Source organism: Streptomyces sp. NPDC041968, from assembly GCF_055589025.1.
In genome coordinates this window covers 100775-119541 of sequence record NZ_JBVJCB010000010.1, presented here as the reverse complement: position 1 = coordinate 119541, position 18767 = coordinate 100775, and the positions used below count along the sequence as shown (strand labels likewise).

The following is an 18767-nucleotide window of genomic DNA, read 5'->3' as shown; positions in this document are numbered from 1 at the left end:
ACTGCGCACCCTGGCCTTCGTCGTCACCAAGCGCGTGGCACTGGGACTGCAGCGCAGGGACCGCGATCTGGTGCTGCACGGCCGCGAGACCGGCGTCATCAAGCGCCTGCCGCACGGCGAGTACGTCGAGGTCCACGAGCCCCTCGACCCGGAGCGACTGCACACACTGACCGCGCACGAGCAGTACCGGTCCCTGGACGCCGCGTCCGCGCGCGACGGGGACGTTGCCGTGCCCCGCCGCGCGCAGCGCCTGCGCACCGGGCTCAGCGGCTTCCTCGACGGCCCCGGCACGCAGGTCCCCAAGCCCACGGCGACCGAGCACGAGGAGATCACCGGTCGACACGGGTCCTGACCCGCGGGGTGCCGCACTCCGGCTGAGACCAAGTCCACGCCATGTCACGCCGTTGACAGGTATCCGGTCTCAAAGGTGAAGAGGCGACACAACGCACGGCCGACGCAACCGGCCCGCCCACCCGGCGGTCCGCACCGCGCCCCGCGCCCCGTCGGCCCGAGCGGCCGCCCTGCCCCGCGAGCAGCCCCCATGGGCCCCGCGAACACCGATCACCATCCCGCCGGAAAGGCACCCGACATGAACCGCACCTCCCGCATCAGCCGGACCCACACGACGGTGACCGTCCTGGCCGGCGCCGGTGTCGCCGCCGGCCTGCTCGCCACCACGATCGCCCCGGCCTCCGCCGGCAAGGGCGGCCCCGCCGACCGCGGCGATAAGCCCACCGTCGTCCTGGTCCACGGTGCGTTCGCCGACTCCACGAGCTGGAACGGCGTCATCGACAGGCTCCGGCACGACGGCTATCCGGTCGTCGCCGTCGCCAACCCGCTGCGCTCCCTGAGCGGCGACTCCGCCTACCTCAAGGACGTCCTGGCCGGAATCGACGGCCCTGTCGTGCTCGCCGGTCACTCGTACGGCGGTTCGGTCATCAGCAACGCCGCCACCGGCAACAAGAACGTCAAGGCGCTGGTGTACCTCGCCGCGTTCCTCCCCGAGAAGGGCGAGAGCGCGGTCGAGCTGTCCGGGCGGTTCCCCGGCAGCACCCTCGGCGACGCGCTGCGCCCCGTGCCGGTGACGAACGCCGACGGTTCCCCCGGCACCGACCTCTACATCCAGAACGACAAGTTCCGCCACCAGTTCGCCGCCGACGTGCCCCGCAACAAGACCGACCTGATGGCCGTCACCCAACGGCCGGTCACCGAGGCGGCCTTGGCGGAGGGAGCGGCCGAACCGGCCTGGAAGACCATCCCCTCCTGGGTTCTGGTCGCCACCCGGGACCTCAACATCCCGCCCGCCGCCCAGGAGTTCATGGCCCGGCGGGCCGGTGCCCACACCACGGAGGTGCGATCGTCCCACGCGGTGAGCGTCTCGCACTCCGGAAAGGTCACCGGCGTCATCGAGGACGCCGCCCGCTCGGTGCGCTGAACGCGCACCCGGTGATCGAAGGGCCGACGGCTCGCCGTCGGCCCTTTCCCGACCCCGCACCGCGTGCGTGTCGCGCACCGGTTCCCGACCGCCCAGGGACGGACTCATGCGTCGCGAACCGTGGATCATCCCGATAGGCCCCGGCCAACTCGCCCGAACCGTGGCGCTGCACCGCCGCTGCTCCCCGCAGACCCTGTGGAGCCGCTATCACCGGGCGATGGCCGGCCCCGGCACGTATGTACCCGCGCTGCTGTCCCGCCCCGGATCGGTACACCTGGCGGCCCTGGGCGCCACCGGACGCATTGTCGCGGTGGGCCACCTGATGCCGCATCACACGGCCGCCGAGGCGGCGCTGCTGGTCGAGGACTCCTGGCAGGGCCGGGGGCTCGGGACCCGCCTGCTCCAGCACCTGGGCGAGCACGCCCGGGCCGGCGGCTGGACGACGCTCTACGGTCTCTTCCTGGCCGGCGACGAGCGGATCGACGCCGTGCTGCGCCACGCGCCCGTTCCCGTACAGCGCAGGGAAGAGGGCGGCGCCGTCACCGCCTGGGTCTCGGTCCACGACCTGGTGGCCCACCCCTCCGTCCTCCGACGGTGACGCGCGGGCCCCGGACACTGCGGCCCCCGCCGCCGACGGGAGAGCCGGTGCGGGCGACGCCCGCACCGGCTCTCCTCGCTCACGCAGCGGCGTCGGGATACAGGTCGTCCTCGAACGCCGCCGACTCCAGGAACGCCTCGACCGCCGTCAGGTAGCGGGCCGCGTCCGCCCCGTCCACCAGCCGGTGGTCGTACGACAGCGACAGGTGCACCAGGTCTCGGACGCCGATGACCTCCTCGTCACCGACGTGCACGACGCCCGGCCTCCTGACCGTGGCGCCCACGCCGAGATCGTGTCCTGGTTCGACGGCACGATGACGGTGTCGAACAGGGCCCGCGCGAACCGGCGTTGGAGATCGTGAAAGTCGCGCCCGACACGTCGTCAGGGGTCAGATGACCACCGCGGGCCCGGTCGGCGAGGTCGTGGACGCCCGGGCGAGCCCGGCGACGGTGAGGTCGCCGGCCGCCTTGACGACCGGGGTCATCAGACCGGCCTCCGTGTCGACCGCGATCCCGATGTTCTCGGTGTCGAAGTAGGTGGTGGTGCCCTCGTCCTCGTTGATCCGGGCGTTGACCACCGGGTGCGCCTTCAGCGCCTGGGGGGCTGCCTTGAAGAAGAAGGGCATGGGGGAGAGCTTGATGCCCTCGCGGGCCAGGAAGCCGTCCTTCGCCCGGTTCCGCAGGGGGGCACCTTCCTCGGAGCTCCTCGGGCCCGGCTGTCTCGACCACGCCGAACTGCGGCAGCCCCACCGCGACATGGGCGAGCAGCGCGGCGACGTCGTCGGCCGAGACCGGCCGCAGCAGCAGCGGCGGCACATGTACGCCGTCGGGCCGGGTGCTGGCCGCGGCGGCGGCCTCCACGGACTCGTGAAACGGCGTGGCGCGGACCACGGAGTACGGCACGGTGGTGTGCCGGGCCAGGTCCTCCTGCGCCGCCTTGGCCTGGAAGTAGTCCGACCCGATCCGGTCGGCGCCCACCACCGACAGCGCCACGTAGTGCTCGACGTTCGCCGCGGCGGCCGCCTGGAGGAGGTTGCCCGTCGCGGTGGTGAAGAACGCCGTGCCGGCCTGCTGCCGCCGGGAGGGTGCGTCGGTGACGTCCACGACCACCTCGGCGCCGTGCAGCGCCCGGTCCAGGCCCTGGCCGGTGCTGACGTCGACTCCTTCCCCGCGAGACACGGGCACGACCTCCACGCCGTGGTCCCGGAGCCGCGCGGGGGTCCGGGAACCGATCAGTCCGGTGGCACCTGCAACGACGACTCTCATCTGCGTCTCCTGCGTCCGGGGCCCGATGACCCCGCTGGGTGTCCTGGGCGGACGGTGGCGGATGCCTGAGTGCCACCGCGTCCGTCTCACCTAGACAGAACGCGGGTCCTTCGTGTGAAACCGTGCGGCCGGCCACCGCCCCCGACCGGCCGTGGCACTTTGTCACAGACCCGCCCGGTACCCGGTCAGGAGGGCGAGCGGTCATCACGACCGGAGAAGACCCCGTGACGGGCGGACGACGTGCCGCCCGGCCACGGCGGAGCCACGGAAGGTGCGACTCGATGTCGGAGAATGCACAGCACGCCCACCACGGACACGGAACCGGCGACGCGGACGGCCCGAGCTGGACCCGCGCGGCGAAGATGATCCAGGACGCCTCGCCGATCGTCGTCCCCGAGGGCGCCTCGGCGATGACCGTCCACGTCGAGTGGGAGCCCGGCGACCCCGGCACCCCGCCGCACCGCCACTCGGGCCCGGCGTTCGGTTACGTCGTCAAGGGCGCCGTCCGTTTCGAACTGGAGGGTGAGCCCGAGCGTGTGGTCGAGGCCGGCGGCACCTTCTGGGAGCCGGGCGGTGACGTCATCCACTACCAGGACGGCAACGCGCTCAGCGACGAGAAGACGGAGTTCGTCGTCACCATGATGTGCGCGCCCGGCAAGCCGATGCTCGAACTGGTCGACGAGGCGGAGCTGAAGGAGCGCGCCCACCTGCGCGCCCCCCGGCCCACCGCCTGACCCTGGGGGACTGACATCGACGAAGGGCCCCGCATTCGTGACCTCCCGGCCAGGCCGGTGTCACGAGTGCGGGGCCCGGTCCGTGTCCGCGGCTCCCGCTCCCGCGCCTCCTACTCCACGAAGTACGAGTCGTGCCGGTCGAAGAACGCGGCACGCTCCTCCTCGGAAGCGTGCCCCAGCCGGGAGACCTGCTCGAAGTACTCCTCGCGCGGGGCACCCGGGGTGAACAGCAGCAGCATGTCGGCCGGTGCGTCGGAGTCGTTGCGGAAGGCGTGCAGCCCGCCCTGGGGGACGTGCAGGAAGTCTCCCTTGCGGGCGTCGACCCACTGCACACCGTCGAAGACGCGCACGGTGCCGTCCAGGATGAAGAAGGACTCCGAGATCCGCTTGTGGAAATGGGTCTTGGGGCCTCCCGCCCGGGGCCGCATCTCGACCCGGTACAGCCCGAACTCGCCCCGTGTGGTGGCCGTGGTGGCCAGATAGTGGGTGGCGTCCTTTCCGGTACCGCTCTCACCCAGGTTCGGCGGCGTTGTGGCCGGCCGGAAGACGGCGCTGACCTCACCGTCCTCACCCCAGTACTTCTGCTCCGGGTACGGGTACGACATGTCTGGTTCCTCTCGTACGGCGAACGCTGTGCGCGGCGCCGGTTGTCATTCGACGGCTTGATGATGGGCGAAGCGGGACACCAGTGGCGGTTCCGTCAGCCAGCCGTGGGTGTGACCGTGCGCCGGACGAGGGGCGGTGGCGGACCGCCGCAGTGTGCCGAAAGCGACCGACGCGCCGACGGCGAGCAGGACCGCGCACAGCGGCATGGCCCGGCCGAAGGAGGCGTCGAAGGCCGCGTCCGACCGGTACGCCTCCGGTCCCATGCCGACCAGCAGCGGGGAGGGCCGCGACGGACATCAGCCCCGCCGCCCGGGCCGCGGCGTTGTTGATGCCGCTGGCCAGCCCCGCATTCGCGGCGTCCACCGAGGCGAGCAGGGTCACGGTCAGGGGGGCGACCATGACGACCATGCCGGCGCCCATCACCAGGAGGGCCGGGAGGACGTCATGGACGTAGGACGCGCCCGGACCGACCCGCAGCATCAGCAGCATCCCCGCTCCGCACACCAGCGGGCCGACGGTGAGTGGGGCTCGCGGCCCCAGCCGCTGCGCGAGCATCCCGGCGTGGGACGAGAACAGCAGCATCAGCACGGTGCTCGGCAGCATCGCCGCTCCGGCGGCCAGCGCCGAGTATCCGACGACGATCTGCAGATGCAGCGCGGTCAGGAAGAAGAACCCGCCCGCCCCCGCGTAGACGCACAGGGCGATCACGTTGACGGCGGTGAACTGCCGGGACGAGAAGATCGCCAGCGGCATCATGGGGTCGCCGCTGCGTCGTTCGACGCGGAGGAACGCGGCCCCCGCGACGACACCGCCGACGGCCGCGGCGACGGCCACGGTCCCGCCGTCGCGCGCCTCCGTCAGCGCGTAGGTGACCAGCGCCAGGGCCGGGGCTCCCAGGACGGCGCCGGGAACGTCGAAGCCGACCCGGCGGTGTCCCCCCGCGCGGGCCGGGACGGCCGCTTCCTTGCGTGGTGCGCCCATGGACTCAGGAACACGGCGCAGGGCGACGGGGACGCACAGCAGCGCCGGGACGGCGCTCAGCACGAAGGTCCAGCGCCAGCCGGGCCCGTCCACCAGCCACCCGCCCACGAACGGCCCCAGAGCGGCGCCGATGCCGCCGAAGCCGGACCACAGGCCGATCGCGCGCGGCCGGTCGTCCGGATGGAAGGAGGCCTCGATGATCGCCAGTGAACCTGGCGTGAGTAGCGCACCCCCGACGCCCTGCACGGCCCGGGCGGCGATGAGCGTGGTGGTGTCCGGGGCCAGGGCGCACAGCAGGGAGGCGACCGCGAACCACACCAGGCCCAGGACGAAGACGCGACGCCGCCCGAACCGGTCGCCCAGGGAACCGCCCAGCAGGATGAGTCCCGTTAGGGTCAGCATGTAGGCGTTGACCGTCCACTGGAGGACGCCGAGATCGGCGTCGAAGTCCTGGCCGATGCGCGGGAGCGCGATGTTGGTGACGGTCGAGCCGAGCAGCACGACGCCGGAGCCCAGGACGGTGGCCAGCAGGGTCCACCGTCCACGGGCGCCGGCGATGCGCAGGGGAGCGGTGCTCTCGGGAGCGAGGGAGTGGTTCATGTCGTGTCCTGGGGTGGCGTTGCCCGAGCGGTCCGTCGCCTGCTCGGGGGTCGGGGTGAGCGGGCGACGGACGGTACGCCTCCGGCCGGGCTGCAGCGCGGGCCGGAGCGGCTGCGTTCGCCGAACATGCCGGGCTTGTAACCGCCCGCGGGCTCCTGGTTGATGACGTTGCTGCGGTTGTAGGCGTTGACGACGGCGATCAGCGAGATCAGCGCGGCGAGCTGGTCCTCGTCGTAGTGCTTCGCGGCCTCGGCCCACACCTCGTCCGAGACACCGCCGGAGGCGTCCGCGAGGCGGGTTCCCTGCTCGGTCACCGCCAGGGCCGCGCGCTCGGCGTCCGAGAAGACCGTGGCTTCGCGCCACACGGCGACCAGGTTCGGTCGCTGCTGGTCCTCACCGGCTGCGGCGGCGTCCTTGGTGTGCATGTCCGTGCAGAAGCCGCAGCCGTTTGATCTGGCTGGCCCGGATCTTCACCAGTTCCCGGGTGGTGACCGGCAGAGCGGCCTGGACCGCCGCTCCGGCCGAGTTCAGGTGCTTCATGACCTTGCCCGCGAGGGCGTTGCCGAAGCAGTTGATGCGCGCGCGTCCATGACGCATCTCCTCAAGGGGTGAACGGGTTACAGGCCATTGACCGGGGGCCCGTGCGTTCTGTGACAACCGAATCCGCCCGCACACACGGCACCTTCCGTCCCGGGCCTCGGAGTCGGCAGGCATGACACTTCTTTTGGCACACCGTGTGAAGAAGAGTGCATCGCGGCCCGCATTCGGTGTGGTCGTCGGGCGCGGGCGATAGCATCGAACGAGTGGACCAGGCCCGTCGGCCCGAGTCGGCGCCGCCCTTCCGGGCCCCCGGTACGGCGAGCACACCATCCATCAGCGAACCCAAGGTGATCACCATGGCTACCGAGAGCGTCCTGCACCCGAGTCTCATCGTCCCGATCGGACACGTCGAACCCGTTCCACGGCGCATCCGGGGGATGGTCGGGGGTCGCGTCGCCTTCGACACCCGCCGCGCGCTGTACGTGTGGGAGTGGCAGGCATACCCGCAGTTCAGCATCCCGATCGAGGACCTGGTGGAGGGTGTGCTCGACGACGACAAGCACACCGAGCAGCTCGGTGCCGGGCCTGCTCACCGCCACACCCTGCGGGTCGGTCCGGAAATCCGTGTGGGAGCGGCGTGGGTCTGGGGGGAGGGCTCCCCCGAAGCCCTGCGCGACACGGTGCGCTTCGAATGGGAGGCGCTGGACGCCTGGTTCGAGGAGGACGAGCCGGTCTTCGTCCATCCGCGGAGCCCGTACTCGCGCGTGGACGCGCTGCGTTCGCGCAGCACCGTCCGGGTCGAGGTGGACGGCGTCGTACTGGCGGAAGCCTCCGGGTGCGTGAAGCTGTTCGAGACCGGTCTGCCGACCCGCTACTACCTCGACCCCGTGAACATCGACTGGACCCGGTTGCGGCACTCCGACACGGTGACCCGGTGCCCCTACAAGGGAACGACGAGCGACTACTGGTCGTTCGACAGCGACACCGGCTTCCACGAGGACATCGCCTGGACGTACGACTTCCCGACCATCCACGCCAACCGCATCGCCGGACTGACCGCGTTCTACAACGAGCACGTCGATCTCTACGTCGACGGCTCCCTGCTGCCGAGGCCGGTGGATCCCACCCGGGTGGCCTCCGACTAGCGAAACCCGTTGTGCGGGCCCGACACGTCACATATCGCCTCCCCACATGGTCTTATGAGGTGGAAAGCCATCCAAAAGCCCCACCACCTCAAGGAGCGACCATGAGCGACATCGTTCTCGAGCCCGCCGCGCAGGAATTCGCCGACGCCACCGCCAAACCGCCGTTGCTGTACGAACTCGGTGTCGAGGGAGCCCGCAAGCTGCTCGACGACGTCCAGTCCGGGCCGGTGGAGAAGCCGGACGTGGACGAGAAGTGGATCACCGTGCCCGCCCAGGTGGGCGACGTGCGGGTGCGCATCGTCAAGCCCGCCGGCACCACCGGAGTGCTGCCCGTCGTCCTCTACGTGCACGGCGGCGGCTGGATCCTCGGGAACGCCGGCACCCACGACCGCCTGGTGCGCGAGCTGGCCGTGGGCGCGGAGGCGGCCGTGGTCTTCGTCGAGTACGACCGCTCCCCGGAGGCGAAGTACCCCGTCGCCATCGAACAGGCCTACGCCACCGCCCAGTGGGTCACCACCAAGGGCGCCGACGAAGACCTGGACGGTTCCCGCATGGTCGTCGCCGGTGACTCGGTCGGCGGCAACATGAGCGCCGCCCTCACCCACATGGCGAAGCGGCGCGGTGACGTGACCTTCCTGCACCAGTCCCTCTACTACCCCGTCACCGATGCCGGGCAGGACACGGAGAGCTACCGCGTCTTCGCGCACGGACCGCACCTGACCGCGAAGGCCATGGAGTGGTTCTGGAACGCCTACACCACCGATCCGGCGGAGCGGGACCAGATCACGGCCTCGCCGCTGCGTGCCACCCTGGAGGACCTGCGGGGACTGCCGCCGGCGTTCGTCGCGGTCGACGAGAACGACGTGCTGCGCGACGAGGGCGAGGCCTACGCCCGCAAGCTGATCCAGGCCGGTGTGCCGACCACGAGCGTCCGCTACAACGCCACCCTGCACGACTTCATGATGCTGAACCCGGTCCGTGGAACGCAGGCATCCACCGCGGCGATCGAGCAGGCGATCCACGTTCTGCGCAAGGCCCTCGGCACCGACTGATCCGGAAAGGCCAGTCCCATGAGCACACAGAAACCGACCATCGTCCTCGTGCACGGCGCGTTCGCGGACTCGTCCAGTTGGAACGGCGTCGTCGAGAAGCTCCTGTCGGACGACTACCCGGTGGTGGCCGCGAGCAATCCGCTGCGCGGACTGACCGAGGACAGCGCGTACGTCAGGCAGCTCCTGGAGTCCATCGACGGGCCCGTGGTCCTCGCCGGGCACTCCTACGGCGGCTCGGTCATCAGCAACGCCGCGACGGGACTCGACCACGTCAAGGCTCTCGTGTTCGTCGCGGCGTTCCTGCCGGACGAAGGCGAGAGCGCGGTCGACCTGTCCGGCGAGTTCCCGGGCAGCACCCTCGGGGAGACGCTCCGCCCGGTGTCGGTCACGCTCCCCGACGGCAGCCGGGCCGCGGACCTCTACATCGAGCAGAGCCGGTTCCACCAGCAGTTCGCCGCCGACGTCCCGGAGGAGATTGCGGCGGTCATGGCGGCCACCCAGCGGCCCGTCGCCGACGCCGCGCTGGCGGAGGGCGCCTCGGCCCCGGCGTGGAAGGACATCCCGTCCTGGGTCCTCGTGGCCTCCGAGGACCGCAACATCCCGGCCCAGGCGCAGACGTACATGGCCGAGCGCGCGAAGGCCACGGTGGTGCACGTCACCGCTTCCCACGCGGTCAGCGTGTCGCGTCCGGGTGAAGTCGCCCGGCTGATCAACGAGGCGGCGCAGGCGACCGGCTGAGCGGAGGGTGGGCCGCCGCCCCGGGAGGCCGGCGGCGGCCCACCGGTACCGTGCTCGCCGCGGCGCCGCGTCACGTCCCGACCGGAGTGGCACGGGAGTACCTCATGAACACGACCAAGCAGGCCGCTCGCGGGCTGGCCGACATACAGGCGTTTCTGTACCGCGAGGCGCACCTCAGTGCCGCCCGTCGGCGGGTGTCCGCCTTCACGGCGAGGGCAGACGGGCTGACCTGCGGGCAGCGGAGGGACCTGGAGCGGTGGTATCTGGAGGAACAGAAGCACGTCGCCCGCATGGTGACCGAGCACATCGCGGAGCGCATCGGCGCGGCCGAGGCGGCGCACCGCCTCCGGTTCGGCCGTTGGCTGCGAGGCACGCTGACAGCCATGACCGCGATCGGCCTGACGATCTTCGTGTGCACAGCGGTCGTCGTGGGATCGATGACCTGATCCACCGACGCGGCACCAGGTCACCGCAGGATCCGTAGCGGCGGCTTCCGGCCAGCCGGCCCCGGCCGGAACGCGAGGTCGGGAAGACGGGAGCGCAGAAGAAGGCAGAGGCGGGGGCAGACAGGGGCATCGGACTCACCGGGTCCGAGCGCCTTTCGCGCGAGTTTCGACAATCAGTTTGAGACAGCTCTACGGACAGTGAAACGCCGGGGTATCGTGACAGCCGGGAGGCTGCCATGGTGAGGGACGGCGCACGGACCGAGCTCATCGGGCGGCAGGACGAGTGCAAGGTCCTCGACGACCTCCTCGCGCAGGCCAAGGCCGGCCGCAGCGGAGTGCTGGTGGTGCGCGGTGAGGCGGGCATCGGCAAGACCGAGCTGCTGAACCACCTGCTCGACCGGGCCGCCGGGTGCCGCGTGGTCAGAGCGGTCGGCGTGCAGTCCGAGATGGAGCTCTCCCACGCCGGGCTGCACCAGCTCTGCGCACCTCTGCTCTCCCACCTGGACGGTCTCCCCGAGCCGCAGCGCAACGCCCTGCGCACGGCATTCGGACTGCAGGGCGGTGACGCTCCCGACCGGTTCCTGGTCGGCCTGGCCACATTGAGTCTGCTCGCCGCCGCCGTCGGCGACGAGCCGTTGCTGTGCCTGGTCGACGACGCGCAGTGGCTGGACCGCGTCTCGGCCCAGACGCTGGAGTTCGTCGCCCGACGGCTGCTCGCCGAACCCGTCCTACTGGTCCTGGCCGTCCGCGAGTCCGGCTCCCGCGAGGTGCTCGCGGGTCTTCCGGAGCTCGTCGTGCGCGGACTCGGCGAGCGTGATTCCCGCCAGCTCCTCGACTCGGTCGTCACCGGCCCGCTCGACCAGCGGGTACGCGACCGCATCGTCGCGGAGACGCGCGGCAACCCGCTGGCCCTGATGGAGCTGCCGCGCGGCCTGTCCCTCCTAGAGATGGCCGGAGGATTCGGCGTACCGGAGAGCCGTCCCCTGTCCAGCCAGATCGAGGCGGGTTTCCTCCGCCGTATCCAGTCCCTCCCGGCGCAGACACAGCAGTTGCTGCTCATCGCCGCAACCGAGCCGGTCGGCGACGTGTCCCTGCTGCGGAGCGCCGCCGAACGCCTCGGCATCGACGTGGACCGCGCCGCAACCGAAGCCGAGGCGTCGGGTCTGCTGGCCCTCGGCGCCTGGGTCCGCTTCCGCCACCCACTGGTGCGCTCCGCGGCGTACCGCGCCGTCGGGCTCGAGGAACGCCGGCGCGTGCACGGAGCGCTGGCCGAGTCGATCGACGCCACGCTCTATCCCGAACGCCGTGTCTGGCACCTCGCGAGTGCCACGACGGGCCGGGACGAGAACGTCGCCGCCGAACTGGAGGGCTCCGCCGGGCGAGCGCACGCGCGCGGTGGTGTCGCCGCGGCGGCGGCCTTCCTGGACCGAGCCGCCGAGCTGACCCCCGATCCGGTGCGCCGCGGAGCCAGGGCACTCGCCGCGGCGGAGGCGAAGTACCAGGCGGGCGCCTTCGACACCGCGCGGGAACTGGTCGACGCGGCGGAGCTGAGCCCTCTCGACGAGGTCGGAGCCGCACGCGCGACCTTGTTGCGCGGGCAGATCATGTCGGCGGCCAAGAGCGCCAGCGCCGGACTGCCGCTGCTGCTCGAAGCGGCGAAGCGGCTCCAGCCGTTCGACTCCGCACTCGCCGACCAGACGTACCGGGACGCGATCTACGCGGCCCTGACCGCGGGCCGACTGGCCACGGGCGGGGTCCGTGACGTCGCCGAGGCGGTGCTCAGCACGCCGGGCCACACCGGCACCGAGAGCCGGGAGACCCGCCTTCTGACCGGTCTCGCCCGGGTGGTGACCGAGGGCTACGCGGTGGGCGCGCCGATCCTCCTGGACGCCGTGGCGGCGTTCCGGGAAGGGGAACCCTCCCGGGAGGAGGGCCTGGGCTGGCTGCCGTTCGCGTGCCGCATGGCGCACAACACCTGGGACTTCGCCGCCTGGTCCGAGCTGTCGGCGCGGCTGGTCGACCTGGCCCGCGGCAACGGAGCGCTCGCCGTGCTGCCCTCGGCCCTTCTGCTGCGCCTGTCGAACCGGGTGTTCGCCGGCGACCTGCGCGGCGCCGCCTCCCTGACCGTGGAGGCGAACGCGATCGGCGAAGCCACGGGCAGCAGCTTCTTCGCCCACTACGGCGCACTCGTCCTGGAGCCCTTCAGAGGGCGGGAGTCCACCACCCGGCAAGCGATCGAGACCCTTACCCAGGACCGCCTCCTGCGCGGGGAGGGCAAGGTGATGACGGCCACCCAATGGGCCGCCGCCGTCCTCTACAACGGTCTCGGCAGGTACGAGGAGGCCTACGCCGCGGCCGAGCGCGGCTGTGAGAACCCGCAGGAGCTGGGCCTGTCCCTCCCGTCCCGGGTCGAACTCGTCGAGGCGGCCGTGCGCCTGGCGCGTACCGAGCGGGCGGCCGAGGCCGTACGGACGATCGAGGAGATGGCCCAGGTCAGCGGCACTCCCTGGGCGCTCGGCATCTCCGCCGCCACGCGCGCCCTGGTGAGCGAGGGCGAGACGGCCGACGCCCTGCACCGGGAAGGGATCGAGTGGCTCGACACGGCCGGGGTCCGGATGGACAGCGCCCGCGCACGGCTTCGGCACGGTGAGTGGCTGCGCCTGGAACGGCGACGGGCGCAGGCGCGTACCCGGCTGAGCGAGGCACACGAGATACTCGACGCCGCCGGGGCGGAGGCGTTCGCGGAACGCGCCCGACGCGAGTTGAAGGCCGTCGGCGTCGAGGTGCGCGGGCGCGCCGCGGCGGAGACCGCGGTCCTCACCGCGAAGGAGGTCGAGATCGCCCGGCTCGTGCAGGGAGGTTTCACCAACCCGGAGATCGGCGCGCGGCTCTTCCTCAGCCCGCACACGGTCGAATGGCATCTGCGCAAGGTCTTCGCGAAACTCGGCGTCTCCTCCCGCAAGGAGATCGGCTCGGTGCGGTTGGAGGCGATGGCGACCACGCCCTGACCCGCCCGAGGAGGGCCGGCTCAGACGTGCGACGCCTCCGGTTCCGCCAGCAGCGCCGGCACCGTGACGATCGTCGCCTCCCGGGCCAGCAGGCGGTGGACGGGACAGCGCCCGGCCGCCGCCAGCAACTGCTCCCGCTGAGCGGGCTCCAGGTCACCGGTCAGCCCGACGTTCTTGACGATGTCACCACCCCGCTTCCCGAACCGCACGGCCACGTCGATCCGCTCCAGTGGCCAGTCGTGCCGGTCCGCCAGAGCCCGCACGGCCATGGAGGTGCAGGATCCCAGCGCGGCCAGCAGCAGCTCGCCCGGGGTGGGGCCCTCGTCGGCGCCGATGGGCTCGGGTTCGTCGGCGGTCAGGTGGTGCGTGCCTATCGAGACGGAACGGGTGAGCCGTCCGCCTTCGGCGACGGTCACGATGCGCGTGGTCATGGGTCTTCCTCTCGGCCGGGGTACGGGGACCGGGCCAGGGGCCGACAGGTCCCTCTTCCGCAGTGACCGAGCGGCGCGGGCGCCTGTGACAGTTGGCCGGTGAGGGGGTGCCACAGACGGGGCGGGTGTCCTGTCACCAGGGTGTGGCGCACCAACCATGTCGGCGGGAGGAAGCAGCACATGCGGGTGGCCGTGGCCGGAGGACACACCCGTGGTCTTCGCCCGTTCGCACGGCGTGGACCTCACCACCGGCGCGGGCCTGGCCGGGAAACCGTCCGGCAACGACGCGGTGACCGGCGGGTATGGCAGCCGAGATCGCGGGGCCCGGCCAGCTGGACATCGTCGACATGGCGCCTCGCATCGCGCGTGCGCGGGGCCGACGCCGCCTCGTCGTGCCCGTGACGCTCCCGGGCAAGGTCGGCAAGGCCATGCCCATGAGTGGCCTGCTGCCACGCGGTGAGTAGCTGCGCGGCCGCCGGACGTTCGAGGCCCATCTCGCGTCCCTCCGGGCGGCCTGACACCCGGTCAGTCAGCGCCGTTCACAGGACCGTGCTCAGGAGGCGCCGGGAGGTGATGCCCAACTTGGCGTACACCTTCCGCAGATGCCATTCCACGGTGTGCGGGCTCAGGAACAACTGGGCGCCGATCTCGGAGTTGGTGAGCCCGTCCCGGGCCAGGCGCGCGATCTGGCTCTCCTGAGGGGTGAGCACCGCCACGGCGGCGGAGTCGCGGCGGGCCACCGTCTCGCCGGTGGCCCGCAGTTCGCGGACGGCGCGTTCGGTGAACGCCTGCGCGCCGAACCGGGTGAACAGGGCGTGGGCCGTCCGCAACTGCGCACGGGCGTCGGCGCGGCGGCCCTCCCGCCGCAGCCACTCCCCGTACAGCAGACGCGCTCGAGCCGTCTCCATGGCGACCCGGGTGCGGCCGAGTCGCTCGATCGCCTCCCGGTACAGCTCGTCGGCCGCCGTTCCGTCACTGAGCAGGGCGCGGCAGCGCAGCTGGACGCCCAGTGCCCAGTCCGTGGCGGCGGCGTCCGTGTCCCGGGTCAACCGGGCCAGTGCCGCCTCGGCCACGTCGAGCCGGCCGCTGCGCGCCCCGGCCTCCACCAGCTCGACCAGCCCCCAGCCGGCCGCGACCAGGTCCTGCTGATGCGCGCTCGCCCGACGGGCGGCGTCCAGCGCCTCCTCGTACCTGCCCAGGCCGTTGAGGAGCACGGCCTCCGCCCGCCACGCGACGGCCACCCCGATGCCCTCACCGCGGCCGAGGGCCTCCTCCGTGCCGGCCTTGATCAACGGTGCGGCTTCGCTCACGCGCCCCTGCCAGGCGGCGAGCGTCATCGTGCCGTACGGCGAGAAGCCGCTGCCGACCGCCTCCTGGACCCGGCCGGTCTCCGCGATGAGCAGCGCCGCCGCGTCCAGTTCACCGGCGGTCGTGTGGACGACCACCCGTGAATTGAGCGCGAGCGGCAACTCGGTCAGCGCTCCGACGGCACGGGCGGTGCGCACGTGGCGGGTGACCAGTTCGGTCCAGCCCTCGTGGTCCCACATCTCGGCCGCCAGTGCCGAAGCCGCCCACGACCAGCGCAGTACCTCGTCGGGCTCGGTCTCCCGGCGGAACGCGCGTACCGCGTCGCGCGAGACGGTGACCGCCTCGCGGTACCCGTCGAGGAAACGGGTGGTGAGGGCGTCCAGCAGCAGATCGGCGTTGCGCGGCGGTCCCGTGCGGGGCGGGGTCGTCCCGCGCGCGGCTGCCGCCACCTCGCGTACGTGCGCCTCGGACGCGAGGCGCCCGGCGAACATGGCGGCCGACAGGGTGTCCAGGAAGGTCTCGCGGGCCAGGCCCACATCGAGCGGGACCAGGCGTCGCGCGGTGGCCAACAGCCTGGGGAGCGCTTCGTCCACGCGGCTGGAGACGAAGGAGATCCGGGCCTCGACGAGATCCGCGCGGGCCCGGCCGAGTTCGTCGAGCGTGCCGGTCCGTGCCAGCTCCAGCAGGTCGCGCGCCGCGGTGGGCGCACCGGCACGCAGCTTCGCCTGAGCCGCGGCGAGGGCACGCGTCGCCTTGCGCCGCGGGTGCGGCGTCAGTACGGCCGCGTGGGCGAGGAACGCGGCCGCCGCGGCGGTGCCGCCCCGCGCCCGCGCCCGTCCGGCCGACGACTCCAGTTCCGCGGCGATGGACTCGTCCGGCCGGACCGTGGCCCGCGCGAGGTGCCAGGCACGGCGGTCGGGGTCGAGGCAGGGGTCCGTCACTTCGGCCAGCGCCCGGTGCACCTCCCGCAGCTCCACGAGCCCGGCCGACCGGTAGATCGCGGAGCGCAGCAACGGATGCCGGAAACGCACCAGCGTGCCGACGTCGAGCAGCCCCGCCGTCACCGCGGGCTCCACCGCGTCCGGGTCGACGCCCAGTCGTTCGACGGCGCTCAGGAGCAGCGGCACGTCACCGACCGGCTCGGCGGCGGCCGCCAGCAGCAGGCGCTGGGTCGGCTCGGGGAGCGAGCGGACCCGCGCGAGGTAGCTCCGCTCGATACGGCCGGTCACTCTTACGGGACCGTGCGGAGCGGACCCCTCGACCGCTTCCGCGTCGACGCGGAAGCGGGGGAGTTCCAGCAGCGCGAGGGGATTGCCGCGAGCCTCGGCGAGGATGCGGTCGCGGATCCGCTCGTCCATCGGGCCTTCGGCGCTCGCGTCCAGCAGCGCGCGGGCGTCGGCGTCGTCCAGCCCGTGCAGCGTCAGCTCGGGCAGGCCGGCCAGGTCGTCGCGTCCCCGCTGCTCACGGGTGGCGAAGATCAGAGCCAGCGGTTCGGCGAGCATCCTTCGCGCCACGAACGCCAGCGTCTGCGCGGAGACGCGGTCGAGCCACTGGGCGTCGTCCACGAGGCAGAACAGCGGTCGCCGGGCGGCCACGTCGGTCAGCAGCCCGAGTACGGCCAGACCGACCAGGAACCTGTCCGGGGGCGGCCCCGCGCTCACCCCGAACGCCGTGGCCAGCGCTTCCGCCTGCGGCGCCGGGAGGGAGCCGGCGTGCCCGAGGAAGGGCGCGCACAACTGGTGCAGCCCCGCGAACGGAAGCTCCATCTCCGACTCGGCACCGGCTCCCCGGGCGACCCGGTGCGCGGTGACGCGTGCCGCCAGGTGATCCAGGAGGGCGGACTTCCCGATGCCGGCGTCGCCGCGCAGAACCAGCACGCCACTGCGACCGGCCTCCACCTCCGAGACCAGCCCGTCCAGCACTTCGTACTCACGGCGCCGACCACGCAGCCGCTCCGGACCGACCCCGTTCACGCAGCCCCCCACACGCGGCGAGCATAACAACACGGCGTGCGGCCGGAACCGGGGCGGCTTCCGCGGCCGTCTTCGCGGCGGCTGTCACAGAACGGAGATCCGTCTCATCAAGAGGGCAGAACGTTTGGACGACGCCGGTGACGTCTCCCGAGCGGTGCGTGCCGCCCTCGCGCGCGCCAACAGTGTCCAGGAGAGGCAGGCGCGGGGCGGCAGGTCCGTCACGGCCCAGGACCTGGACATGGATCACGCTGGACGCCTTCGGGAGCACGGGCCTGGACGGCGCCGGCGACCGGTCGGCCAGGCCCTCGTGGTGCGGGCCGGGAGCGGCGGGCGGCGCCTCGCGCCCCAGCCGGGACGTCCCACGGCAGTGCCGCGCTCGCACGGTCCTGTGACCCGGATCATGGGCACGGGAGAGCATGGATGCTCCGCGCCGCGCGGTGTTCGCTGGGCGACATGAACGAAAGCACCAGGACTCCCTTCCCGACTCCCTCCCACTGGATCGACGGCCGTGCCGTCACCGGCTCCGGACCGTTGATCGACGTGGTGAACCCCGCCGACGAATCGATCATCGCCCACCTGCACGAGGCCACCGCCGACGACGTGGACATGGCAGTCGACGCCGCGGTCGGCGCCTTCCCCGGATGGGCCTCGACGCCCCCGCAGCACCGGGCGGACGTCATGCGACGCCTGGCCGAAGGCCTGCAGAAGCGGAGCGAGGAACTGGCGGCCACCATCACCCTGGAGATGGGCGCCCCCATCGTCTTCTCCCGGCAGGCGCAGGCCGGATTCCCGGTCGCGTCAACCCTGGCCGCGATCGCCGCGGCCGAGCAGTTCGAGTGGAGCGAGACGGTCGAGAACTCGCTCGTCGTCCGCGAACCCATCGGAGTGGTGGGCGCCATCACACCGTGGAACTTCCCGCTGCAGCAGTTGGTGACGAAGGTGGTCCCGGCGATGCTGGCGGGCAACAGTGTCGTCCTCAAGCCGTCGGAGCTGTCTCCCCTCAGCGCCCGTATGTTCGCGGAGATCGCGACGGAGGCCGGGCTCCCGCACGGTGTGTTCAACGTGGTGCAGGGAACCGGCCCGGTCGTCGGTGAGGCCCTGTCCGGCCACCCGAAGATCGACATGATCTCCTTCACAGGATCCACCCGCGCCGGCAAGAGCGTCTCCGCCGCCGCCTCCGCCACGGTGAAGCGGGTCGCACTCGAACTGGGGGGCAAGGCGGCCCACATCATCCTGCCCGAGGCCGACCTCGACTCCGCCGTCACCCGCGGACTCGCCTTCGCCTGGGCCAACGCCGGCCAGGCCTGCGGTGCCTACGTGCGCATGCTCGTGCCCGAGGACCTCCAGGCGACCGTGGTCGACAAGCTCCGGACCGCCGCCCAGGAGTACGTGGTCGGTGATCCGGCCGCCGAGGCCACGCGGATCGGTCCACTCGCCTCGGAGACCCAGCGCCGACGCGTCGACGGCTACATCCGGCGCGGCATCGCCGACGGCGCCACCCTCGTGACGGGCGGCCCCGGCCGACCTGAGGGGTTCAAGACCGGCGCCTACGTCAGGCCCACGATCTTCTCCGACGTCGCACCGGAGTCGGTCATCGCCCAGGAGGAGATCTTCGGCCCCGTCCTCGTCGTCATCCCCTACACCGACGACGATCACGCCGTCGAGATCGCCAACGGCACGGTCTACGGCCTCAGCGCCGCGGTGACCGGAGACGAGGACCACGCCATGGCGATCGCCGCGCGACTGCGTGTCGGCCAGGTCGACGTCAATGGCGGCCCGCACAACTTCCAGGCACCGTTCGGCGGATACAAGCAGTCCGGCAACGGCCGGGAGATGGGCCGTGCGGGCCTCGAGGAGTTCCTGGAGACCAAGGCGATCACACGCTGACACACCACACCACTGTGTCC

13 protein-coding genes and 5 pseudogenes are annotated in these 18767 nt (G+C 72.1%); 11 read left to right on the top strand and 7 right to left on the bottom strand.

The window, feature by feature from the left end:
* Positions 1-10: 10 nt before the first annotated feature.
* The 3 genes and pseudogenes from ACZ6EG_RS24300 to ACZ6EG_RS24290 form a co-directional block, all read left to right on the top strand.
* Positions 11-352: pseudogene (locus ACZ6EG_RS24300) on the top strand (cytochrome bc1 complex cytochrome b subunit); the annotation flags it as partial.
* A gap of 237 nt (positions 353-589) precedes the next feature.
* The gene (locus ACZ6EG_RS24295) at positions 590-1435 is read left to right on the top strand and encodes an alpha/beta hydrolase (protein WP_469607509.1); all 846 of its coding nucleotides are present in this window, start codon (positions 590-592) and stop codon (positions 1433-1435) included.
* A gap of 106 nt (positions 1436-1541) precedes the next feature.
* On the top strand, positions 1542-2033 hold the full coding sequence (locus ACZ6EG_RS24290; RefSeq protein ID WP_469607506.1) for a GNAT family N-acetyltransferase: 492 nt from the start codon (positions 1542-1544) through the stop codon (positions 2031-2033).
* A gap of 79 nt (positions 2034-2112) precedes the next feature.
* Here ACZ6EG_RS24290 and ACZ6EG_RS24285 read toward each other — a convergent pair.
* Together ACZ6EG_RS24285 and ACZ6EG_RS24280 are read right to left on the bottom strand one after the other, a co-directional pair.
* A pseudogene (locus ACZ6EG_RS24285) lies at positions 2113-2715 on the bottom strand (2-oxo acid dehydrogenase subunit E2); the annotation flags it as partial.
* A gap of 82 nt (positions 2716-2797) precedes the next feature.
* Positions 2798-3298 (bottom strand): annotated as a pseudogene (locus ACZ6EG_RS24280) (SDR family oxidoreductase); the annotation flags it as partial.
* A gap of 281 nt (positions 3299-3579) precedes the next feature.
* Here ACZ6EG_RS24280 and ACZ6EG_RS24275 point away from each other — a divergent pair.
* Complete coding sequence (locus ACZ6EG_RS24275; RefSeq protein WP_391969210.1) at positions 3580-4032, top strand: cupin domain-containing protein; 453 nt, start codon at positions 3580-3582, stop codon at positions 4030-4032.
* Between the two features lie 110 nt (positions 4033-4142).
* Here the strand turns inward: ACZ6EG_RS24275 and ACZ6EG_RS24270 are convergent, their stop codons facing one another.
* The 3 genes and pseudogenes from ACZ6EG_RS24270 to ACZ6EG_RS24260 form a co-directional block, all read right to left on the bottom strand.
* Complete coding sequence (locus tag ACZ6EG_RS24270; protein WP_104635888.1) at positions 4143-4637, bottom strand: cupin domain-containing protein; 495 nt, start codon at positions 4635-4637, stop codon at positions 4143-4145.
* Positions 4638-4682: 45 nt separating this feature from the next.
* Positions 4683-6219 (bottom strand): annotated as a pseudogene (locus ACZ6EG_RS24265) (MFS transporter).
* 119 nt (positions 6220-6338) lie between these two features.
* Positions 6339-6816, bottom strand: a pseudogene (locus ACZ6EG_RS24260) (carboxymuconolactone decarboxylase family protein); the annotation flags it as partial.
* A gap of 299 nt (positions 6817-7115) precedes the next feature.
* On the opposite strand from ACZ6EG_RS24260, the gene ACZ6EG_RS24255 reads away from it, so the two are divergent.
* From ACZ6EG_RS24255 to ACZ6EG_RS24235, 5 genes are all read left to right on the top strand, one after another.
* Positions 7116-7904 carry a DUF427 domain-containing protein gene (locus tag ACZ6EG_RS24255; RefSeq protein ID WP_391969207.1) on the top strand — a complete coding sequence of 263 codons (789 nt, stop codon included), beginning with the start codon at positions 7116-7118 and terminating at the stop codon, positions 7902-7904.
* Positions 7905-8005: 101 nt separating this feature from the next.
* The gene (locus ACZ6EG_RS24250; protein ID WP_391969206.1) at positions 8006-8956 is read left to right on the top strand and encodes an alpha/beta hydrolase; all 951 of its coding nucleotides are present in this window, start codon (positions 8006-8008) and stop codon (positions 8954-8956) included.
* Between the two features lie 18 nt (positions 8957-8974).
* Entirely contained in the window at positions 8975-9694 is a 720-nt protein-coding gene (locus ACZ6EG_RS24245) for an alpha/beta fold hydrolase (RefSeq protein ID WP_469607500.1), read from the top strand.
* A 104-nt stretch (positions 9695-9798) separates the two neighbouring features.
* A complete protein-coding gene (locus tag ACZ6EG_RS24240; RefSeq protein ID WP_469607497.1) occupies positions 9799-10140 on the top strand; it encodes a hypothetical protein in 342 nt (113 codons plus the stop codon).
* A 236-nt stretch (positions 10141-10376) separates the two neighbouring features.
* A complete protein-coding gene (locus ACZ6EG_RS24235; RefSeq protein ID WP_469607495.1) occupies positions 10377-13148 on the top strand; it encodes an ATP-binding protein in 2772 nt (923 codons plus the stop codon).
* A gap of 20 nt (positions 13149-13168) precedes the next feature.
* Here ACZ6EG_RS24235 and ACZ6EG_RS24230 read toward each other — a convergent pair whose 3' ends face one another.
* Positions 13169-13579, bottom strand: coding sequence for an OsmC family protein (locus ACZ6EG_RS24230; protein WP_391969202.1), 411 nt, complete (start codon positions 13577-13579; stop codon positions 13169-13171).
* 302 nt (positions 13580-13881) lie between these two features.
* On the opposite strand from ACZ6EG_RS24230, the gene ACZ6EG_RS24225 reads away from it, so the two are divergent.
* A complete protein-coding gene (locus ACZ6EG_RS24225) occupies positions 13882-14043 on the top strand; it encodes a hypothetical protein (RefSeq protein WP_469607491.1) in 162 nt (53 codons plus the stop codon).
* A gap of 75 nt (positions 14044-14118) precedes the next feature.
* Here the strand turns inward: ACZ6EG_RS24225 and ACZ6EG_RS24220 are convergent, their stop codons facing one another.
* Positions 14119-16860 carry a helix-turn-helix transcriptional regulator gene (locus ACZ6EG_RS24220; RefSeq protein ID WP_469607488.1) on the bottom strand — a complete coding sequence of 914 codons (2742 nt, stop codon included), beginning with the start codon at positions 16858-16860 and terminating at the stop codon, positions 14119-14121.
* A 420-nt stretch (positions 16861-17280) separates the two neighbouring features.
* On the opposite strand from ACZ6EG_RS24220, the gene ACZ6EG_RS24215 reads away from it, so the two are divergent.
* Positions 17281-18747: an aldehyde dehydrogenase family protein gene (locus ACZ6EG_RS24215; protein WP_469607485.1), complete on the top strand. Its 1467-nt coding sequence runs from the start codon at positions 17281-17283 to the stop codon at positions 18745-18747.
* Positions 18748-18767: the final 20 nt, after the last annotated feature.